Source organism: Microbispora sp. ZYX-F-249 (assembly GCF_039649665.1).
GTDB lineage: Bacteria > Actinomycetota > Actinomycetes > Streptosporangiales > Streptosporangiaceae > Microbispora > Microbispora maris.
Genome location: NZ_JBDJAW010000001.1, coordinates 158,476 through 180,881, shown reverse-complemented (window position 1 = coordinate 180,881; position 22,406 = coordinate 158,476). Strand labels below are relative to the sequence as shown.

General features: G+C 66.2%; 9 protein-coding genes. 7 read left to right on the top strand and 2 right to left on the bottom strand.

The genetic code is table 11. The features are described from left to right. The first annotated feature begins 271 nt into the window (after positions 1–271). From pglW to AAH991_RS00755, 7 genes are all read left to right on the top strand, one after another. The gene (gene pglW, locus AAH991_RS00785) at positions 272–4,882 is read left to right on the top strand and encodes a BREX system serine/threonine kinase PglW (protein WP_346223986.1); all 4,611 of its coding nucleotides are present in this window, start codon (positions 272–274) and stop codon (positions 4,880–4,882) included. Next, positions 4,879–8,496, top strand: coding sequence for a BREX-2 system adenine-specific DNA-methyltransferase PglX (gene pglX / locus AAH991_RS00780; RefSeq protein WP_346223985.1), 3,618 nt, complete (start codon positions 4,879–4,881; stop codon positions 8,494–8,496). Before pglW ends, pglX begins: the two co-directional genes overlap by 4 nt. A 21-nt stretch (positions 8,497–8,517) precedes the next feature. Beyond that, a complete protein-coding gene (pglY, locus tag AAH991_RS00775) occupies positions 8,518–12,384 on the top strand; it encodes a BREX-2 system ATPase PglY (protein ID WP_346223984.1) in 3,867 nt (1,288 codons plus the stop codon). Next, positions 12,384–15,221 (top strand): BREX-2 system phosphatase PglZ, encoded by a 2,838-nt coding sequence (gene pglZ / locus AAH991_RS00770; protein ID WP_346223983.1) that lies wholly within the window; start codon positions 12,384–12,386, stop codon positions 15,219–15,221. The genes pglY and pglZ overlap by 1 nt, the downstream gene beginning before the upstream one ends. Further along, the gene (gene brxD, locus AAH991_RS00765; RefSeq protein ID WP_346223982.1) at positions 15,221–16,540 is read left to right on the top strand and encodes a BREX system ATP-binding protein BrxD; all 1,320 of its coding nucleotides are present in this window, start codon (positions 15,221–15,223) and stop codon (positions 16,538–16,540) included. Before pglZ ends, brxD begins: the two co-directional genes overlap by 1 nt. Continuing rightward, on the top strand, positions 16,540–18,666 hold the full coding sequence (locus AAH991_RS00760) for a DEAD/DEAH box helicase (protein ID WP_346223981.1): 2,127 nt from the start codon (positions 16,540–16,542) through the stop codon (positions 18,664–18,666). Before brxD ends, AAH991_RS00760 begins: the two co-directional genes overlap by 1 nt. Positions 18,667–18,893: 227 nt before the next feature. Continuing rightward, the gene (locus AAH991_RS00755; protein WP_346223980.1) at positions 18,894–19,967 is read left to right on the top strand and encodes an IS110 family RNA-guided transposase; all 1,074 of its coding nucleotides are present in this window, start codon (positions 18,894–18,896) and stop codon (positions 19,965–19,967) included. Between the two features lie 177 nt (positions 19,968–20,144). Here the strand turns inward: AAH991_RS00755 and AAH991_RS00750 are convergent, their stop codons facing one another. Together AAH991_RS00750 and AAH991_RS00745 are read right to left on the bottom strand one after the other, a co-directional pair. Then, positions 20,145–21,074, bottom strand: coding sequence for an inositol monophosphatase family protein (locus AAH991_RS00750; protein WP_346223979.1), 930 nt, complete (start codon positions 21,072–21,074; stop codon positions 20,145–20,147). 19 nt (positions 21,075–21,093) lie between these two features. Then, entirely contained in the window at positions 21,094–22,233 is a 1,140-nt protein-coding gene (locus AAH991_RS00745; RefSeq protein ID WP_346223978.1) for a hypothetical protein, read from the bottom strand. Between the last annotated feature and the right edge of the window lie 173 nt (positions 22,234–22,406).

Below are 22,406 nucleotides of genomic sequence, written 5' to 3'. Positions count from 1 at the left end.
TAGAGTTCTAGAACGTTCCACTTCTAAAGCCCGACCTCCACCGGGATGTCCAGGTCGGCGGCGACGCCCCGGACGCGAACGCGCGCTGGCGAGCAGCACCTGGCAGAGCAGTTGCAGGCCGTAGGTGCTGCGCGGCGCGCCCGCCAACTCCAGAGGAGGTGACTTCTTGAGCTCCTATCCGGGGTCACACCTCGCCGATAAGCTTTGACCCAAAGATCCGGCCTCAGGCCAGCGGCCGGCCAGGAAGAACATCAACAGGCGGAGTTGACGCATGCTCGAAGGCCGGTGGACCACAGTCACCGAGTCTGAGTTCGATCATGAGCGTCGTGGCCTGGAGGCCATCCGCGAGAAGCTGCCCGACTCCGAACCCTGGCGGGCTTGGTCGAACTTCACCTTCACCGCACAGGCCGGACACGTACGGGAGGTCGACCTGCTGGTCGTCGCCCCCGGTGGCGTTTACCTGATCGAGCTGAAGGACTGGCACGGCAGCGTCGCCACCGAGAACGGCACGTGGGTGCAGACGAGCCCGAGTGGCCGCCGTGTTCCGCACGGCAATCCTCTGCACTTGACCGACAAGAAGGCAAAGGAACTCGCCGGGCTGTTGGGCAGGCACGGCAAGCGCGTCTGGGTCGGTGCAGCAGTCTGCTTCACCGACTCGTCCCTCCGCGTACGGCTGTCTCCGAACGACCAGAACGGCGTCTACACGATCAGCGAGCTCGTGAAGATGCTGCTGGAGCCTGCCCGGGACGACCGGCGACGGATCACCCCCACCGATTCCAGGGAGATCAAGTCCACCCTGGAGCAGATTGGCATCCGCCGCAGCGACGCCGAATACAAGGTCGGCCCCTACCTACTCGAACGCAAGTCCTTCGACACCGGCCCGACCTGGGCCGACTACCTGGCTCGTCATAGTGAGCTGCCCGAACTGGCGCGTGTACGCATCTATCTGCGCGAGCGCGGTTCGGACGCCTCCATCCGGCAGTCGGTCGAAAACGCCGCCCGGCGCGAGGCCGCCATCCTGCGACGCTTCCGCCACCCAGGGGTCGTCCAGCTGAAGCAGTACGACCCCTCAGGGCACTCGGCCGGCCCCGCACTGATCTTCGACTACCACCCGCACACCCTGCGCCTAGACGAATACCTGGTCCAGTACGGCGACAAGCTCGACATTCTCGGCCGGATGGCCCTGGTCCGGCAGCTCGCCGAGACCATGCGCTCAGCGCACTCCAGCCGCATCCACCACCGCGCCCTGGCCGCGCGCTCGATCCACGTGATCCCGCGCAATCGGGGCCCTGAAGGCCAGACCGTCGGCGAGGAGGCCGCCTGGCTCTCCCCGGGCCTGCAGATCTCCGATTGGCACATCGCCACCCAGCGCAGCAGCGGCCAGTCGCAGGGCATGACAAGGTTCGCCCCGACCGCGCTGTCGGCGATCCACCTGGCCGAGGGCTCCGATCCCTACCTCGCCCCCGAACTGACCGCGCTCAACGCCGACCCGATCGCTCTTGATGTGTACGGGCTTGGCGTGATCACGTATCTGCTGGCTACGGGCCAGCCTCCGGCAGCGAGCCAGGCCGAGCTGCTGGCCCGGTTGGAGGCGGGGGAGGGGCTGCGGCCCAGCGCCCTAGTGGACGGCCTCTCACAGGACATTGATGAGCTGGTGCAGGCCGCCACCGCCTACCGGCCCGCCCAGCGGCTCTCGTCCGTCGACGAGTTCCTGGAGATGCTGGAGTGCGTCGAGGACTCGCTAACCGCACCCGAGCCAGGTACGGCTGAGGCTGATCACCACACCCAGGCGCCGGAGAAGGACCCTCTCGAGGCCGTCGCAGGTGATGTCCTGGCCGGCCGTTGGGAAGTCCGGCGGAGGCTGGGCACCGGTTCGACCAGCCGAGCCTTTCTCGTACGCGATCTGCTGGCTAAGGCACGAGGCGGCTTCGCTGTACTGAAGGTGGCCCTGTCCGACAACCGCGGTGACGTCCTGGTCCGCGAGGCTGAGGTGCTGGGGCGGCTACGGCCCGACTCGCGGATCATCCGGCTCGTGGAGCCCGAGCCACTAATCATCGGTGGCCGCACAACGCTGGCCTTGGAGTACGTCGGCGACGAGCGCGACCCCGATGCCGCGATGGAGCCGGGTGGCGTGGGCCGCCGTCGCGAGGAGACCGTGGCGCGACAGCTCCGCGAGGGTGGTCGCCTCCAGGTCGACCAGCTGGAGGCCTACGGCGACTACCTGTTCGGCGCGGTCGACTTCCTGGAGGGCGAAGGCGTCTGGCACCGTGACATCAAGCCGGACAACATCGCGATCCGGGTGCGTCCCAATCGCACCCGCGAGCTGGTGATGATCGACTTCTCGCTGGCCGGATACCCGGTGCAGGAGACCGACGCGGGCACGGATGGCTATCTCGACCCGTTCATCGGGACGCTGACCCGCTCGGTCTACGACGCTCATGCCGAGCGCTATGCCGTCGCCGTGACCCTGCATGAGATGGCTTCGGGCGAGCTACCGCAGTGGGGTGACGGCAAGGTCTCCGCCCGCCAGACCGACCCGAAGGATCACCCATTCCCGTCGATCGCCTTAGACGCCTTCGACCCCGCGATCCGCGACGGGTTGGCTGCCTTCTTCCGGAAGGCCCTGCACCGTGATGTCGCACAGCGATTCGCTGAGCTCAAGCCGATGCGGGACGCCTGGAAGAAGATCTTCCTGGACATGGCGGAGACCACGCCATCCGTGCCTCGGATCTCCCGGCATCCCTCGTCCGATGACGTCCCTGCCCCGTCGATCGCCGACGCCGAGCCGGAGTCCGCCGAGCAGCAGCGCGATCGGCTCGCCGCCGAAGCCACCCGCGACACACACCTATCAGCCGCGGGCCTCACCCCGGCCGCCGAATCCTTCCTGTACGGCTTGGGCGTCACCACGGTGGGAGGGCTGCTCGACTTCAGCCAGCGCAACCTGGTCAACGCTCCCGGCTTGGGAGCGAAGACCCGCAACGAGATCCAGCGCCGTCAGCGTGAGTGGGGCGAGCGGCTGCGCCTGATCCCGGTCTCCCCGCTCAGCCCGGAGGGGCGCCGAAAGGCCGACGAGGAGCTGAAACAGCTCAGTGCTGTAGAGGCCTCCCTCGTGAGCACCCTGGCCACGGGCGAGAACGCCGACATGCTGCCCCAGCGCACCCTGCGCTCGGTCAGCCTCGACACCCTGGCCACGCTGTTCGTTCCCCAACTGAAGAAGAACGGGTCGAACGGCAACGAGGTGGAGATGGTGCGGCTGCTGCTGCGCCTGCCCAACGAACACGGCCAACTGCCCGGGCACATCGGTGTGTGGCCCAAGCAGAAGGACGTCGCGGAGGCGCTGGGGCTCAGCGCCGGCCGTATTCCGCAGATGCTGAAGACCCAGCGCCTGCGGTGGCAGAAGCTCCCGGCTGTCGCCGCGCTGCGGGAAGAGATCCTTGAACTGCTGGCCGGGATGGGACGGGTGGCCTCCGCCGCTGAGATCGCCGACACGCTGGCGGTACGGCGAGGCACGCGTCTGCAGGGGCGCGAGCGACGCAGGGCGCTGGCGCTTGCGGCAGTCCGGGCCGTGGTCGAGATTGAGCAGCTCGATCCGGCTAGCAGTCAGTTCCAGCACCTGCCCAACCGTGAGGCCACGCACGAGGCACTGGGTGCGGGCCTGCTGGCCCTGGAGGTCGGGGACAACGAAGATCCCGACACCCCTTCCGCCCCCGGCCTGCTCGACTACGCCCAGCGGCTGGGCAAGGTCGCCGACCGGCTGGCCAAGCTCGACACGCTGCCGACAGCGACCATCGTGCTGAGCGAGCTCGGCGCGATCACCCCGCCGCCCGGCACGATCGAATGGGATGAGCGCCGCATGGTCGCTCTGGCCGCCGCCGCGTCACGGAACGCAGCTGCCACACCTCGGCTGGAAATCTATCCCCGTGATCTGCCACTGGTGCGGGCGCTGCGGCTTACGCAGGCGGGCCTGGTCCGCCTCATCCCGGGCGTGCCCGAGGAGCGCCAGCCTGGCCTGACTGTGGCTGATGTCCATGAGCGGGTGCTCGCGCGGTTCCCGGAGATCACCTATCAGGGTCAGCCGGACCTCCCCACCGGAGGTCTGCTGACCAAAGCTCTGCGTGAGGCGGGATTCGAGCTCACGCTGTCCACCCGTGAGGACACCAGGACGGCCCGCTATTTGCCTACCCGCATGGATCAGGCTTCCAGCTACCTGTCGGTCGGTGCCTGGCGGCTGGCGACGCGACTGAGCGCTGCCGACCGGTACGCCGACGATCCGCAGCTCGCGAATGCGGTGCGCGCGGAGGAGCGCCTCACCATGTCGTCTCGGCGGGACGGGTTCCGGGTCCTCACCGTGCGGGCCGGACTGAGCCAGGTGGCGGTGGCCGAACTCACAGGTGACAGGTTCGGAGCCGAGGTCACCTCGGTGACGGAGCTGTTCCTTGAGGTCATGCACGATTTGGTGCCGCCGGGAACCAAGCCGACGTGGGAGACGATCCTGCGAGCCGATGCCGCTGAGTCTGGCACGAAGGCGGCGCTGAAGTTCGCCGAATACGCACGCACGGCCTGGGGCCGGATCGAACCGCAGATCAAGGACCAGCTCGACGATGGGTCCGGGCCGGTACTGCTGACGGACGCCGGAGCGTTCGCCCGGTACGACGCGATGGGCGTCCTGGACCGACTGGCGGCCGCGGCTCGCCTGGGCCGGCGGGGCTTGTGGCTGTTGTGTCCGCAGAGTGATGCTGCGCGGGAGCCGCGGCTCGGCACGGTGGCCGTGCCGTATCAGGCCGGGCTGGGTGAGTGGATCGAGCTGCCGGACTCGTGGGTGCGGAACACCCATCGAGGTGGCGAGCACTTAAGGACGATGCGATCGGGAGACGCCAAGTGATCGACAGTGAGCGGCTGCGGGATGACCTGAAGGCACAGGTCAAGGCAGCCGAGGCCGACCTCGCCAGGCAGGTCAAGGCCGTGTCGGAGGTCGGGGCGCGGCTGCGGGCCGAATACGACGAGGCCCGGAAGCTGGGGCGGACGGCTGCGACCTGGGGCTCCTGGCTGGACGAGCGGGTGACGCAGGTCGCGGTGGCGTGGGTGCTGGGCACGGTGTTCGTCCGCTTCTGCGAGGACAACCGGCTGATCCCCGAGCCGTACCTGACGGCGCCCGATGCTGAACGGCGTGATCTCGCGCAGGCCCGGTACGAGGCATATGTCGAGGAGGACCCGGACCCGACCTATCGCGGATGGTTGGAGCGGTCCTTCTTCGAACTGGGGGAGGGGCAGGCGGGCGAGCTGCTGTTCAGCCGCAGGCACAACCCGCTGTTCCAGATCCCGTTGTCGCACGACGGGGCGCGCGAACTGGTCGAGTTCTGGCGCGAGCGAGACGAGACAGGCGAGCTGGTCCACGATTTCACCGATCCGCTGAACGAGGACGGCACCGAGGGCTGGGACACACGGTTCCTCGGCGACCTGTACCAGTGGATGTCCGAGGACGCACGGAAGACGTATGCGCTCCTTCAGACCCCCGAGTTCGTCGAGGAGTTCATCCTTAACCGGACTATGGACCCGGCGATCCGGGAATTCGGGTATGAAGAGCTGAAGATGATCGACCCGACCTGCGGCTCCGGGCACTTTGTGCTCGGCGCCTTCCGGCGCCTTATCCGGCTGTACGGCGAGCGCCAGCCCGGCCGGGACCGGCACGAGCAGGTGAGGGCTGCGCTCGACTCGGTTCACGGAGTGGACCTCAACCCGTTCGCGGTCGCTATCGCTCGGTTTCGGCTGTTGGTTGCGGCGATGGCCGCTGCCGGCGTGCGGACGATGAAGGAGGCCGCCAAGTACGACTGGCCGATCCACTTGGCCGTCGGCGACTCGCTGATCAAGGCTCGGCAACTAGCGCTGACTTTGGGTGACGAAGTGCCGGGTGATCCGCTCGCCGATTTCGCATACGCGACGGAGGACGTGCACGAGCACCCTCGCATCTTGGAGCCGGGCCGCTACCACGTGGTGGTGGGCAACCCGCCGTACATCACGGTCAAAGATAAGAAGCTGAACGGGCTCTACCGGGAGCTGTACGACGCCTGCACTCTTCAATATGCGCTGTCCGTGCCGTTCGCGCAGCGCTTCTTTGAACTGGCCAAGCAAGGCGACGAAGATGGGCGCGGATACGGAATGGTCGGTCAGATTACTGCGGACTCGTTCATGAAGCGGGAGTTCGGCACAAAGCTGATTGAGGAATTCTTCGCACACAAGGTGGAATTGACTGAGGTCATCGACACTTCGGGCGCCTACATCCCCGGGCATGGCACGCCAACGGTCATTCTTATCGGCAAGCGTCGGACGGGTAGCGGTCGTTCGGAGACGGTCCGTACTGTCCGGGGAATTCAGGATGAGCTATCTATTCCGGAGAACGGTGAAGACGGACCGGTCTGGAGCGCCATCGTTGACCAGATCGACAAACCGGGTTCAGTTAGCCAGTGGGTGTCTGTGGACGACCTGGGTCGAGACCGCTACTTCGGGAAGCAGCCGTGGATTCTCGTCGATGGCGGTCTGGAGATGGTCGAGCAGCTCGGTTCAGCTTCGGTTGATCGACTGGCTAGTCAACGTCGAGCTATCGGCCGTTACACGCATACTGGCAATGACGCCGCCTACTTTGGTCCTGTCGGCTCTTGGAAGCGATATGGCGTAGACAGCTGCCATGTAGTTCCCCTGGTCGAGGGCGACGCTGTTCGGGACTGGAACGTCTCGTCGGAAACCGAGTCGTTGTTCCCGTACGGGAGCGACCTCAAGGCCGAGTTGACCGGTGACATAGAGCCGCTTTTTTGGAGCTTTCGCTCTCTTCTGCGGCAACGACGGGAGCCAGGAGGCACCCATGAGGAAATCGGTCTTACTTGGTATGAGTGGAGTCGCTGGCATCCTGAACGATATTCGGTGCCGCTAGGCATCGCGTTCTCGTTCGTGTCGAGGTTGAACCACTTCGTGTTGGACCGAGGCGGGAAGGTGTTCAAGCAGTCCGCACCGGTGATCAAGCTCCGGGAGGGGGCGAGCGAGGAGGAACACCTGCGTTTGCTCGGCCTTCTCAACAGCTCCACCGCTGGCTTCTGGCTCAAGATGGTGAGCCAGGCGAAGGGGGGCATGGACAACAACAGCGGAGGCGGCAATCGCTGGGTGTCCGAGGCGTGGATGACGCATTACGAGTTCACTGGCACCAAACTTCAAGAGTTCCCACTTCCTGCCGGATACCCCACGGAACTCGCCACTGCCATCGACGCTCTCGCGCAACAACTCGCCACGACCACTCCCGCTGCGGTGGTCGCCGCTGGAATTCCCACCGCCGGGGCCCTGCGTGAGGCCAAGGCCAGGTGGGAGTTCATTCGCAGCCGCATGATCGCGCTACAGGAGGAGTTGGATTGGCAGGTCTACGCACTCTACAATCTGCATTCCGAGGATCTGCGCGCTACTCAAGGCGATGTGCCTGACCTTACCCTCGGTGAGCGTGCCTTTGAAATTGTGCTCGCTCGTCGCGTAGCCAAGGGCGAGGCTTCAGAGGGGTGGTTCAAGGGATACGGCTTCACGTCCGTTGAGGAGATCCCAGCTCACTGGCCGGAGCCATACAAGCAGATCGTCCAAAAGCGGATCGAGGCCATCGAGTCATCCCGAGCGATCGGAATGGTAGAGCGGCCGGAGTACAAGCGGCGGTGGGCGACCGAGGGCTGGGACGCGCTTCAGGAGAAGGCGCTTCGCTCATGGTTGCTGGACCGGATCGAAGCGCGCGAGCACTGGTACGACGAGAATGGGCAGCCGACCATCCTCACCCTGCCGCGCCTGGTTGACACACTCTCCCGGGACGACGACTTCGTCTCCGTCGCCGCCCTCTACGCCCCGCGCCGGGATCTACTCGCGGTCGTCTCCGAACTGCTCTCCACCGAGCACGTTCCGTTCCTGGCCGCGCTCCGCTACAAGCCGAGCGGGCTGAAGAAGCGGGCCGACTGGGAGGAGGTCTGGGATCTGCAGCGTCAGGAGGACGCCGCGCCCGAGTTCTCCAACGACCCCCAGATTAAGACCAAGCGGCAGATCCGGGATTCGATCCCGGTTCCGCCGAAGTACACCTCGGCCGACTTCCTGCGCGGCTCCTACTGGTCCGCGCGCGGCAAGCTGGATGTGCCGAAGGAACGGTTCATCTCCTACGGAATGGTCAACACTCAGACCCCGGACTTGTACGGCTGGGCGGGCTGGGACCATCGGGAGCAGGCACAGGCGTTGGCCACGTACTTCACCAACCACGCCCTGTCCACCGAGGAGATCACCCCGTTCCTGGCCGGCCTGCTCGAACTCCAGCCATGGCTCTACCAGTGGCACAACGAGTTCGACATCATGTACAGCGGCTCCCCGGCGGACTTCTTCGCGGCCTACCGCCAGCAGATCCAGGGTGAGCACGGGCTGACCGACGACGACCTGCGCAAGTGGATGCCGGCCAAGCCGGTCCGCGGCAGCCGTACGAAGAAGAAGTAGACGAGGGAGAGCGACCTACCCATGGCACAGCAGCCGTTGCTCCGCGACGTCATCGACATCAAGGAGTCGATCTCCACCTCCGACTTCGTGCTGCGTCTTGCCGAGGCGGTGACTCCCGAGGGCGCCGAGCACGCGCTCAAGGAGTACGTGGTCACCGAGCGACTGCTGGAGAACTTCGACGAAGCGCTCGGGCTGATCAAGTCGGCGCTCGACGGGCACACGTCGAAGGCGGCCTACCTGCACGGATCGTTCGGCTCGGGTAAGTCGCACTTTATGGCCGTGCTGTACGCGCTGCTTAGCGGCAACCGGACGGCCCGCGCCATGGGGGAATTCGACAAGGTGCTGACCAAGCACGAGTGGCTGGTCAGCGACGGCAAGAAGTTCCTGCTCGTGCCGTACCACATGCTCGGCGCGAAGGCCATGGAGCAAAGGGTGCTGGGCGGCTACGTCAGCCACATCAAGAAGTTACACCCCGACGCTCCGACGCCGCAGGTCTACCGGACCGACGCGCTTTTCACCGACATCCGCGCGATGCGCGCTCGGATGGGAGACACCGCGGTCATCAGCGGCCTCGGTGGCGACGACGGTGAGGACGACGAGTGGGGAGAGTCGTTCGCCTGGACACCCGAATTGCTCGACCAGGCGCTGGCCGCGGAGGAGTCGCACGACGGCGGCGAGGCGCTGAACCTGGTGCACCCGACCACCCCGGCAGAGCTGCGGGCCAAGCTGGTGCAGGACGCGAGCACGAGCCTGCTGCCGGGGTTCGCGCAGAAGGCGGCCGAGGATGAGCACGGCTTCATCTCGCTGGACGCCGGCCTGTCCGTGATCGCTCAGCACGCCAAGTCCCTCGGCTATGACGGTCTGATCCTGTTCCTCGACGAGTTGATCCTCTGGCTGGCGACGCTCATCCATGACCAGAAGTTCGTGGCCCGCGAAGCCAGCAAGATCACCAACTTTGTGGAAGGCGGAGACGCCCGGCGCGCGATCCCCGTAGTGTCGTTCATCGCGCGCCAGCGTGACCTGCGGGAACTGGTCGGCGAGGAACTGGACGCCGGTGCCGCGGAGGCGTCGATCCAGGACACGCTGAACCTGGCCTCTGGACGCTTCGACAAGATCACTTTAGAAGACCGTAACCTCCCGCAGATCGCCCACGCTCGCCTGCTCAAGCCCAAGGAGGGTAAGGCGGCGCTGATCGACGAGGCTTTCGCGCAGACCAAGAAGGTCGGTCTGCAGGTGTGGGACACGCTGCTGGGGTCCGAGCAGGGGACGACAGGGGCGGACGAGGAATCGTTCCGCCTGACCTACCCGTTCTCGCCCGCCTTCATGGACACCCTGGTCCATATCTCCTCGGCCCTGCAGCGCTCTCGCACTGGTCTGAAGCTGATGGGCCAGCTGCTTGCAAACCATCGCGACGACCTGCGGCTGGGGCAGCTCATCCCGGTGGGCGAGCTGTACCCGGTGATCGCCGACGGTGGCGACAAGCCGTTCGTCGACAGCCTGAAAGTGGTCTTTGAGGCCGCCGACAAGCTGTACAAGACCAAGCTGCGGCCCTACCTGCTGACCTCCGCGGGGGTCACCGAGGACGAGGTCGAGCAATACCTGCACCGGCCCGAGACCATCACCGACCCGCAGCTTGCCCAGCGCTGCAAGGTGTTCGTCGGCGACAACCAGCTCGTGTGCACCCTGCTGCTGTCCGCGCTCGCTCCCAGCGTCCCCGCGCTCAGCGACCTGACAATCCGCCGCCTCGGCGCGCTCAACTACGGCTCGGTGACGGCGCCGATCCCGGGCAGCGAGGTCGGCATCATCAAGAACAAGGTGGCCGAATGGGCCGCTCGCTTCCCCGAGATCAAGGAGACTGGCGCCGGCGCCAACGCGGGGGTGCGGCTGGAGCTCGCGGGCATCGACGTCGACACGGTCATCGCCAATGCCGCCGTCAACAACAACCCCGGCAACCGGATCGCGCTCGCCAAAAAGCTGCTCATCGAGGAACTGGGTGTCGACCACCCCGACGGCCGGCTCGGTGCCGACGAGCTGCGCTTCGTGTGGCGTGGTTCCAACCGCTCGGTTGAGGTCATCTTCGGGAACATCGCGGACGAGGACGAACTGCTTGACCATGATCTGCAGCCGCAGATCGATGGCCAGTGGCGGATCATCATCGACCTGCCTTTCGACGAGAACGACTACGGTCCGGTCGATGACATCAACCGCTTGCGTGCCCTGGGCGAGCGGCAACGCGAACGCACCCGGACGGTCGCCTGGGTGCCGACGCACCTGTCGGCCCAACGGCTGGACGACTTCAAACGGCTCGTGATCATCGACAAGGCGCTCTCGGATGACAAGCGGTTCGCCACGCAGTACGCGGCACACCTTAGCCCGGACAACCGGGCCCGGGCGAAGGGGCTTCTGGAGAGCCAGAAGCTGGCGCTGCTCAAGCATGTGAAGGGGGCCTTCAAGCAGGCGTACGGTTTGGCCAAGCAGATGGAGGCCGATGTCGAAGTGGGCTTCGACGACCACCTTGTGTCGTTACGTGACGTTGGCAATCTGACCCTTTCGTTCGGGCAGTCGATGCATGAGGCCATCCGGGCGGTCGCCGGCAAACTACTGGCTGCCCAGTTCCCGGAGCATCCGAATCTCGACCCGGACGGCAGCAGGGTCGCGGTGAAGCCGAGCGACGCCAAGACGGTCTTCACGTACGTACGGGCCGCTGCGGAGGCGCGGGACGGGCGTGTGGAAGTGCCGCTGAAGGACCGCAAGCTGATGGAGCGGGTGGCAGGGCCCCTCGGGCTCGGACAGCAGAAGGAGGCGTACTTCGAGCTGTCCCACCGCTGGGCTGACCATTTCCGGCGTATGGCGCAGACCGAGGGCATCACCGGGGATCTGAGCCTGATTCACCTGATCGACTGGATGGACAAGCCGGAAAAGCGTGGCCTGGAGCCGTTCCTGGCCAACCTGGTTGCCGCCTCCTTCGCCGAGATGGACGACCGGGTGTGGGTACGCGGCGGAGTTCCGCTCGACCCCGCGCCCGAACTGGCGCAGATCAAGCCAGGAGACGCGCTGCGCAGCCAGCCACTGCCCAGCGAGCATGACTGGAACACCGCGCGGGAGCGATACGAGACCATCTTTGGTGACAAGGCACCGACGCTCCGGCGTGGCCGCATGGTGCACCAGTTCGCCCGGCAGATCCTCACTGCCGCGCGGCAATACCAAGAGACGGCCGCCAGGCTGGTTGAGCAGTTGGAGCACCACACCGCGTTCCTCGGCTTGGATGAAACAGACGAGAGCGGACGGCTCGTCATCGCCCGCCGCTCCCTTGAGTTGCTCAAGGCGCTTGTGGCTACCGGACAGGCAGGCGCCGGGGCGTCCTCGGCGAAGAAGACCATCGAGACGCTGGCCCGTTTCGACCTCGACCCCGTGAGTCCGGACCGGTACGGCACGTCCATCAAGAAGGCCAATGCCGTCGCCCAGGCTCTGGTCGGGGCCGCATGGGACACGCTGGACCTCGCATCGGGGCAGGGCACCGAGGGTCAAGCCCTGCTGGAGTCGCTGCGTGGGGTGGCCCGTGCTGACCAGCGAACGGCTGACCTGGTCGAAACATTGGACCATACTCGTCGTGAGGTCACCGCGCTGATCAAGCGCAACCAGCAGGATCGGCAGCCCACGCCGCCTTCGCCCACCCCCACTCCGCCCTCTCCCGGACCCGAGAACGTGGACCTGACTACGGTCACCAGCGACCCGCGGGTGCCGGTGGACAACCCGGAGCGCCGGTCGAGTGGCCGGCGCAGGACGACAGCCGCCAGAGCCGCCGCTGACCTGCAGGCCGAACTGTCGGATCTCGCCGCCCAGCGGCCTGGAGCCACCATCGAGATCAGCTGGCAGGTCGTAGATTGATGAGCACCGCGGGCGCCACCCTCGGAACGGTACGGCTGAACACTACGACCGTCACCCAATACCTGACGTCGCAGTCGTCTCTGGCCTCCTCGTTGACGGGTGAGGGACGACGGCGTGTCGTCTTACTGCGCTCCACACCCCATTGGGATGGCCCCGCCGAGATAGTCTGGGGCTCCGGTCAACGAGTCCAGGTCGCGACCGCTTCCTCTCCGCTGGCCGTACACGAACTGGTGCTCGCGCATATGAAGGCAGGTGCCGACGCGCCCGCGGTTCTGGTCGTGCTGACCGATCGTGAACAACCCGAGCTGGATCCGGCGATCCTCGCCCGTGTGCACAAACAACGCATCGAGACCGTCGACAGCTGGAACGTCGTGCGGGAGGCGTTCGGGGCCGAGCAGATCGATCCCCGGCTGCGGGACATCAACTGGGCGGCCGAAGCGCTTCTTGACGCCACCCCACCAGGGGGCTGGCCTCCGCTGGCTGGGGGCCTGCTGTCCCGACGGGCGGCGCTCGCCGAGCTCGCCCTCCGGCGGCTCCGGCTCGGACGCTACGACACTGACCACGATCAGGTGCTCGGCGACAACCTGGACATCTATGCCCTGCTGTCATGGTCGATCAGTCCGGGGGGGCCGGAGCGGCTACTCGCCTTGCGGGGGCCGGAACGCGAAGGGCTGGCCGCCTTCCTCGGAGAGGAGGACCAGGCGGGAGCAGCAGGGAAGGCGCTCATGGCGCTGGTGACGGCCGAGCACGGAGCCGATGCGGTGCCGTACGGGCTGGTGTGTGCGGCCCTGTGGCAGCATGCCGAGGCCGACGCGCAGACCTACCGGGCGAGGGGGCGGGTCGAACGGTGGCTTGGCGAACAGCCACCCGCAGTGGGCGAAGCCCTGGACGGGCTGGTGGCCGCGTTCGGGCGGGCCTGCGAGGAGTTCGTGACGGTGCTGCTGGGCATGAGCCGTACCGACGCAGATGAGAAAACGGCGCGCGAAGCACGTCGGATCACCAGCATGGTGCTGGACCGGGCGGAGGCGCTTGCACGGCAGTTCGGCGCCGAAGCCGAAGCGGCGGCTAGCCCCGTGATGGCCGCAGGGCTGAAAGCGCGCTTCGTCGCGGCGGGGCAAGCCCTGGCTACCGGAGAGCCGCAGGTGATCGCGAAGGCCGTTCGGGCGCTGGACGCCCACCACCTGGCTGTGGATCCGGATGCCCGAGTGCGGATCGAGCGTGCTCGGATGGGACAGCGGCTGGCCCAGTGGCTCGCGACCGATCCGGTTATCGAAGTCGAGACGGTCGCGGCGGCCGTGCAGCGACACGTTGCCGAAACGGGCTGGGTGGATCAGGCTCTAGAGCACATCGAGTCAGGAGGCGACCCTGAACCGGTGCTAAAGGCCGCCTACGACACGCTGGGCGCTCGTGCTCGCGAGCAGAGGAGAAAAATCGACCGGTCGTTCGCCACGACACTGGCCGGGTGGACCGCGGCGGGCACCGACCCCGGCTCCTTGCTGACGGTCGAGACGTTTTTGAGCCGGGTGGTCCGCCCACTGGTGGCACCCAAAGCGGGGCGCCGGGTGCTGCTTCTGGTCTTGGACGGCATGAGCGCCGCGATCGCCGCCGAACTTGGTGAGGAATTGCGCAGGCAGTGGGCTGAATACGACCCGGTGTCCAATGCGGAGGGTCAGCCGCGACGCCGTGCCATGGCTGCGGCGCTGCCCACGTTGACCGCTGTGTCGCGCACATCGCTGTTCGCGGGCAAGCTCACGAAGGGGAACCAGACCGACGAGAAACGGATGTTCCCCGCTCACCGGTTCTGGGGTGGGGCTCCGGCCGCGGTCTTTCACAAGGACGACCTGCGCGGCGAAACGGTCGGCGATTCGTTCGGGCCTGAACTGACCGCTGCTCTCACCGATCAGCACACCCATGTCGCGGTCGTGCTGAACACCATTGACGACCGGCTCGCCAAGGAACAGAAGCTGGGCGACGGATCCTGGCGGCTCGATCAGATCGGCAAGCTGCGAGAACTGCTGCGGATCGGCGCAGAGCAGGGGATGACGGTGATCATCACCAGCGACCACGGACACGTCGTGGACCGCCACGGGATGAAGATCGACGGCGAGGGCTTTGGCTCCGCCCGCCATCGGACGCCCGGGGGGCCGCTGGCGGAGACTGAGATCGCGCTGTCTGGTCCACGAGTGGTGTGGCCGGAACCCGGTGGCGAGATCGTGGCGCTGTGGGACGCGGACTCTCGGTACACCGCACAGAAGGCCGGCTACCACGGTGGTGCCTCGCTCGCCGAGTTCGCCATTCCAGTTCTGGCATTCCTGCCGTTCGGCGCCGATCCTCCGAAAGGGTGGCGCGAACTCGGCGACCAGCGCCCAAAGTGGTGGTCGCTCCAGGCCGAACCGCTACGGCCGGTGGCCACAGAACCCAAGAAGCCGGCTAAGCCTTCCAAGCGGGTGAAGTCGCAACCGGCCGCAAGCGAAGCGCTGTTCGAGATGGACCTGACCCGGCAGGCCGCCCCTCCGGTGCAGTCGGCCCGTGATGCCCTCGTTGACGCGCTGCTCGCCTCGGTGATCTTCAAGGAGCAGGTTAACCTGCTGGCACGCAAGCCCCCCATGGACAAAGTCCAAACGGCCATGTGTGCGCTGCTCGACACCGGCACGCTTCCCGTTACCGCGCTCGCGCAGCGGATCGGTTACCCAGCCGTCCGTGCCGACGGCTTCGCCGCGGTGCTGCGCCAGCTCCTGAACTACGACGGCGTACAAGTTTTGGAGACCCTGCCCGACGGAAGGACGCTACGGCTGAACACCGGCCTGCTCCGGGATCAGTTCGAGCTGGGACACTGATGGGCGTGGGTAACGTTCGGTCGTCACAGGTCAGCGCGACGCGACGGCGTGCGGTGATTGACGCGCTGCGGCGCGGAGCCGTACCCGAGAGCGGTCTCGACCTGCTCGCCACCGGCCTGGATCGCTTCGAGACGGCGCTTGACGCAGAGTTGGAGGCCGTCGCCTCCGGGGCATCAGTGTTCAAGGCTGTTCGGGGAGAGTACGGCTCGGGCAAGACATTTTTCACGCGCTGGCTGGGGGAACGTGCCAAGCGGCGCAACTTCGCCGTCTCGGAGATCCAGATCTCCGAGACCGAAACCCCGCTGCACAAGCTGGAGACCGTCTACCGGAGGCTGACCGAGCGGCTCACCACCGCCAGCTTCCCGCCGAGCGCGCTGCGGCCGGTGGTGGACGCGTGGTTCTACGCACTGGAAGAGGACGCCCTGGCTGCTGGAGCCACCGAGGAGGAGCTCCCCTCCGAGGTGGAGAAGCTGCTGGTCGCTCGGTTGGCTGAGGTGTCTCGACACGCACCGTCCTTCGCCACGGCATTGCGTGGCTATCGGAACGCGTTGGTGGGCGGGGACGAGGCGACCGCTGCCGCTGTGCTTGCCTGGCTCGGTGGACAGCCCCACGTGGCCGCCGCCCCTCGCCGGGCAGCTGGGGTACGCGGAGACCTTGATCACTTCGGGGCGCTCGGATTCCTGCAGGGGCTGCTGACCGTGTTGCGCGACACCGGCCATCCCGGGCTCTTCGTCGTGCTGGACGAGGTCGAGACCCTGCAGCGGGTGCGTTCCGACGCCCGCGACAAGGCGCTCAATGCGCTGCGTCAGCTCATCGACGAAGTGCACTCCGGCCGTTTCCCCGGCCTGTATCTCGTGATCACGGGAACCCCGGTGTTCTTCGACTCCCAGCATGGCGTGCAGCGTCTCGCCCCGCTGGCTCAGCGTCTCGCAACCGACTTCACGACGGATCCGCGCTTCGACAACCCACGTGCGGTCCAGCTCCGGCTCCCCGGATTCACGCTTGAGTCGCTGGTCGACCTCGGGGCGACCATTCGCGACCTGTACGCCATCGGATCTTCTGAGCGGGTCAAGATTCTCGCTGACGACGCGTACATCGCCGACTTGGCGCGAGCGGTTGGCGGGGCGCTCGGCGGCAAGGTCGGAGTGGCGCCCCGATTGTTCCTCAAGAAGCTCGTTGGCGACGTACTCGACCGAATCGACCAGTTCGAGGACTTCGACCCACGCCAGCACTATCGGCTGACCGTGACCAGTGGCGAGCTCACCGACGTCGAACGAAACCTCGCCGCATCTGCCGACGACATCGAACTGGACCTGTGATGGCGGACCCGCTGGATCGGCTCGATCCAGTTGTGCTGCATCACATCGTCAATACTCTCGGCTGGCCGGACCTGCGTGAACTGCAGCGGGCGGCGATCGAACCGCTGATGGACGGTGACGACGCGGTGCTGCTCGCCCCTACCGCTGGGGGCAAGACGGAAGCGGCGTGCTTTCCGATGCTGTCCGCGATGACCCGGAAGCGTTGGACCGGGGTGTCGGTGCTGTACCTGTGCCCGCTGAAGGCGCTCCTCAACAATCTGGCCCCACGAGTTGACTCCTACGCCCAGTGGGTTGGGCGGCGGGCCGCGCTCTGGCATGGCGACGTTCGTGAATCGCAGCGGCGCCGGATCCGTCTTGATCCACCGGACATTCTGCTCACCACCCCGGAGTCGCTGGAGGCGATGCTGATCGGGGTGAAAACCGATCACTCATACCTGCTGGGACAGGTCCGGGCGGTGATCGTGGACGAGGTACATGCCTTCGCCGGCGACGACCGCGGGTGGCACCTGCTGGCCGTACTGGAACGGCTGGAGCGGGTGACCGGGCAACCTATCCAGCGAATTGGGCTGTCGGCGACCGTCGGCAATCCGGAACACCTGCTCAGCTGGCTGCAGGGGGCCCGGGCGGGCAAGCGGAACGGTCGGGTGGTCGCCCCGGACCCGACGCAAACGGCTGGGGCATCACGCCCAGCCGGTGAAGTCGAACTGGACTACGTGGGCTCGCTCGGCAACGCCGCGAAACTGATCGCGACACTGCATCGAGGCGAGAAACGGCTGGTGTTCTGCGACTCGCGCCGGCAGGTGGAACAACTGGGGGCCGCACTGCGCGCCCGTGAGGTAACGGTCTTTCTATCGCACGCCTCTCTATCAGCGGAGGAACGGGCTCGATCGGAGCGGGCATTCGCCGAGGCCCGTGACTGCGTCATCGTGTCCACTTCCACCCTCGAACTCGGCATCGATGTCGGAGACCTGGACCGAGTGATTCAGATCGACTCTCCGAGCACGGTCGCGTCGTTCCTCCAGCGGATCGGGCGAACCGGGCGGCGGGCGGACAGCGTGCGTAACTGCTTGTTCCTCGCGACGCGGAAGGACACTCTGCTCCAGGCCGCCGGTCTGTTGCTGCTGTGGGGGCGCGGCTGGGTGGAACCGGTGATCCCACCGCCGGAACCGCGTCACCTGGTCGCGCAACAACTGTTGGCGGTTACGCTCCAGCAGCTCAAGATCGGTGATCAGGCGTGGGCCGAGGAGTGGAACGGGCTGACACCCTTCGACCGCTCTGCTGCCCCTATCCTGCGCCACCTGGTCAGCGAGGGGTACCTCAACGAAGACAGCGGGCTTCTGTTCATCGGGCCCGAGGCCGAGCGACGCTTCGGGCGACGGCATTTCATTGAGCTGACCGCATCGTTCACCGCGCCGCCGCAGTTCACCGTCCTGGCGGGCCGGCAAGAGATCGGGCAGACCGACACTTCGGTGCTGACCGAGCACCGGGAAGGGCCGCGCCTCCTGCTCCTGGGTGGCCGGAGTTGGCGAGTGAACTTCATCGACTGGATCCGCAAGAGGGTCTTCGTCGAACCGGCCGACAGCGGCGGCATCGCCAAGTGGACCAGCGGAGGGATCTCTGGCCTGTCGTTTGAGCTCACCCGTGCTATGCGCGATGTGCTACTCGGCGATGACCCACCGGTGTCACTTACCCGCCGGGCACAGGGCTGCCTTGCCGAATGGCGAGAGGATGAGGCACCGAGCATCGTGCATCCCGGCGGGACGCTGGTAACTCGCGCAGGCGATGACGTTCGATGGTGGACCTGGGCCGGCTACCGAGCCAATGCGACGTTGGCAGCCACGCTGCCCTCGATCGCCGATCCTGTGCAGCGACCGACCGACTTCTATGTGCGGCTGCGCGAAGACTTGACGTTCGCCTCTTGGCGCAACGCTCGTGAAAGCGCGGGTAACGGCGAACTCCTGGTGTTGCCAGACGTCGATAGACGAGCCGTCAGCGGTCTGAAGTTCGCCGCTGTTCTGCCGGAACGGTTGGCGGTAGCGACGGTCGCAGCCCGACTGGCCGACTTCGACGGGGCACGTGCCGCCTTGTCTGAACCAGCTCGCCTCCAGCTCGGGGACGCCCACTGACAGTGATGATGTAGGTGAGTGCCTCCCGGCGGGGTTTGACCCAGCGACTGACTGACCCTGGGTCCTCAACGGGATCTGTCGGCCCTGGCCGGGAGGCGCTCATGTGCACTCACCGGACCTGGCGGAGTGACCTAATAAGAGCCTGGCCAGAGGCCCCATCACTGTCTTGTCCGCATCGCCCGGCTGGTGCGTGCCGCCCTGCCCACGGTCAAGACGACAGGACGACGATGACCCCCATTACACCGCATGACACCGCGATCATTGAGATCGCCGGTGGAGTCGATACCCATCAAGACACCCACACCGCAGCCGTCATCGACATGGTCGGACGGGTACTGGGCAGCGAGCAGTTCCCCGCCACCATGGCCGGATACCAGGCGCTACTCAGTTGGATGCAGGGATTCGGGCACCTGGTGCGGGTCGGGGTCGAGGGCACCGGTGTCTACGGCGCCGGGCTGGCCCGGCTGCTACGCGAGCGGGACGTCTGCGTGGTCGAGGTCGATCGCCCCGATCGCAAGGCTCGCCGATTCCAGGGCAAGTCCGACCCCATCGACGCCATCGCCGCCGCGAAGGCGGCCCTGGCCGGACAACGGACCGGCACCCCCAAACAGCGGGACGGCCGGATCGAGGCGCTGCGTAATCTGCGAGTGGCACGCCGGTCCGCGATCGATCAGCGCGCCGATGTCCAGCGCCAGATCAAGGCCCTGCTGGTCACCGCTCCCGAGGACCTGCGCGCGCTCCTGCGCGGCCTGTCCGCCACGAAGCTGATCGCCGCATGCGCGGGCCTGCGCCCCGACCCCGGCGATGCCGCCGCACCCGCCACCGCCGCCCAGATCGCCCTGCGCTCGCTGGCCCGCCGCCACCAGCAGCTGACGGCCGAGATCGCCGACCTGGACGAGCTGTTGCAGCCCTTGGTGGCCGCGATCAATCCCCGCCTCGTCGCCGCCCACGGGGTGGGGACCGACGTCGCCGGCCAGTTGCTGGTCACCGCCGGTGAAAACCATGACCGGCTGCGTTCGGAGGCCGCCTTCGCCATGCTCTGCGGCGCCGCCCCCATCCCGGCCTCGTCCGGCAAGACCACCCGGCACCGGCTCAACCGCGGCGGCGACCGCCAAGCCAACGCCGCCCTCTACCGCGTCGTCCTGTGCCGCCTGCGCTGGGACCCACGCACCCACGCCTACATGGAACGACGCACCAAAGACGGCCTCTCCAAGAAAGAGATCATCCGCTGCCTGAAACGCTACATCGCCCGCGAGCTCTACCGGATCATCACAGCAGATGATCACGAAATCGCGGCTTGACAACCATAAGAGCATCCGCCGGAATCAAACGTCCTCGCTGCAGCAGATGCCGTCCGCCTGCTGGAGAAGGCGGTCGAGACGGCGCGGGATGGCTTTAAGCCCAGGGGGCGTCCAGGGGCGTGGGCCTCGATGTTGAGTTGTCCCGATCCGGAGCCGGCTTTGATCACACAGCGAGGATCAGCGCCGGATCACGTCAAGAATGTCCCGAGCCAGAGACAGGCTGGACGCGGCGACGAACTTCCGGCGTTGGTCCATCGCCTTCTGGATGTCGGCCACAGTGCCGAACTGGTAGTCCAGTGGGATCGGGTGACCCTGGAGATCGAGGACTACCCCGCCGGCCGCGGTGAGAATGTAGTGCCCTGGCGCGAGGTCCCAGATGGCGAAGCCTTTCGCGAACTCGATCACCGCGTCGGTGAAGCCGGCTGCGACATGGCAGAGTCCGATGGAACCGAAGTCGACTCCGATGCGGCCTCGGCGAGCGCCGTCCTGGGACGACTGGCTCAATTCCTCCAGCAGGCGGGTCTGCTGGGCGAGCGGCGTGAAGCGCTCGGCGGGCTTCATGAAGTAGTTCGTGATCAGCGCCTCTGACAGCGAGACGGTCCGGTCCAGCCTCAGCGGGTGCGGGGTCATGTCGTCCGTGAAGAGGAGGGCGTGGTCGTGTCCGGAGGCGTCGCGGGCTGCGAGATAGATCGGAAGGTGGTGGAAAATGTCGCCCACCACGGCCGCGATCGGGCGGGCGAGGCTGCGTGAGTAGACCAGCACGTGCGTGTAGCCGTACAGGGCTCGGACGGCGAGTTCGCTCGTGTCGAGCGGATCGACCAGGACGCACAGGTCAGGGTCCGGATCGTCTCCTATGACCTGGGGATCGGCCTCCTCAGAGGCGTAGACGTACGACGGGATGATCTCAGTGAGCAGGTGCCGGTAGCGATCGTGCATCCACAGGTCGTATTCCGATAGAAAGTTGTCGGCGTGCCGTAGGTTCCGACTCTCGGAGCGGTTGCCCGACAACGCCGCTTCGACGAGACGAGGCCGGATCTCGCTGATCATCTTCGCGACCAGTTCGGCGAGGTCTTGTGCGAGGCCGGATAGAAGGGGTTGGGATGTCACGACTGAGGCCTCCGTCGCGTCAGCGTAGTTCGAGGGGCGGTTCGATGCCGGGAGGGCTCATGGTCGCGGCGATGAACACGGCCTTGAAGTCGGCGGCTCGTATGATGCCCGCGCCGGTCAGGTCGTCGAAGCTCCCCACTTCGAGGTTCGAGTCCTTGGTCATGGCGCCGAATACCGCGAAGTAGATCTCCGCCCTCGGGTAGCGAGCGCGAATCTCGCGAGTGACGAATCCGACGACGTCGGCATGCTTGACCTCGAAATCGCATAGGACGATCGCGGGGGCCTCTGGCAGGTCCGGGTACATCGAGGCCGGGTCGAGAGTGATGAAGTCTCGGCTCTTGTTGCATTTGAGGTAGCCGATGGGGCATCGCCCGAATTGGGCGGAGGCGAGGAACGTCGCCATCGCCAAGCCGGCTTCGTTGATTCCGAAGCAGGCGTCCACGTCTATGCGGCGCCCGACGTTCTTGATCTGTTGGATGAGCCGCTCGATCCCGTATCCGAACGACGCCCAGCTCAGGTTCAGCAATTGGCCGGGCTTAGGGTTGGGTAAGGAGTACAGGCAGATCTCTGGGTTTCCGTACTCGACGGTCGGGACGGTCAGACTGAAATCGGGGCCGATGGCATCGACTCCATCGGGGATCGGTGAAACCGGGCTAGTCGGATGCCCTTTTGGTGCCGTTTCCGGCTTGGATGGCTTGGTGGGGGTGTTGGTGGAGGTGAAGCTCTTCAGCGAGAGCTGATCTTCAGGTGCGAGACGTTCGTACGCTTCCGCGACCAGGTCGCTGGGGGAGATGTGCTCGTTCGTCACGCCCAGTGGGCCGCTGCTGTAGGCAATGGCGAGTGTCAACAGGCTGGAGAAGGACGGAGGAGATCCAGCTCCACCGCGGAGCCGTGCCCATGTCTCCCAGGCGTTGATGGAGGTGCCTCCCAGCATTGTCTGATGCCCGGTCGTCTCGTTGTATCTGACCGCGGCTTGATCCTGGGAAAGACCACACGCGTAGCGGTGCGCCTGAAGGCTCGGGATGTCGGGGTACCTATTCATCAGCTCGACGGCGGCTTGCTTGACGGAGCCGCTCTCCTGCCATAGTTGACGCCCGATACGTGCCAATTCACGCCCTCGTGCCTGAGGGCTTCCCCCGGGCTTAGTCTGAGCACGCATGGCACCTCCTTTTGGCTGCCGCGCTCGATTGCCCATCCTGATGGGCAACCATCGCAACGTCAATAGAAAATGCCAGGTCAGCGTTGCCCGGAGATCAGAGCGGTTGTGGACTCTCTCATAGGTGTGAGAGCGGCATACGAACTCATACCGTCGCCCCGTGGCTCCCACACAGA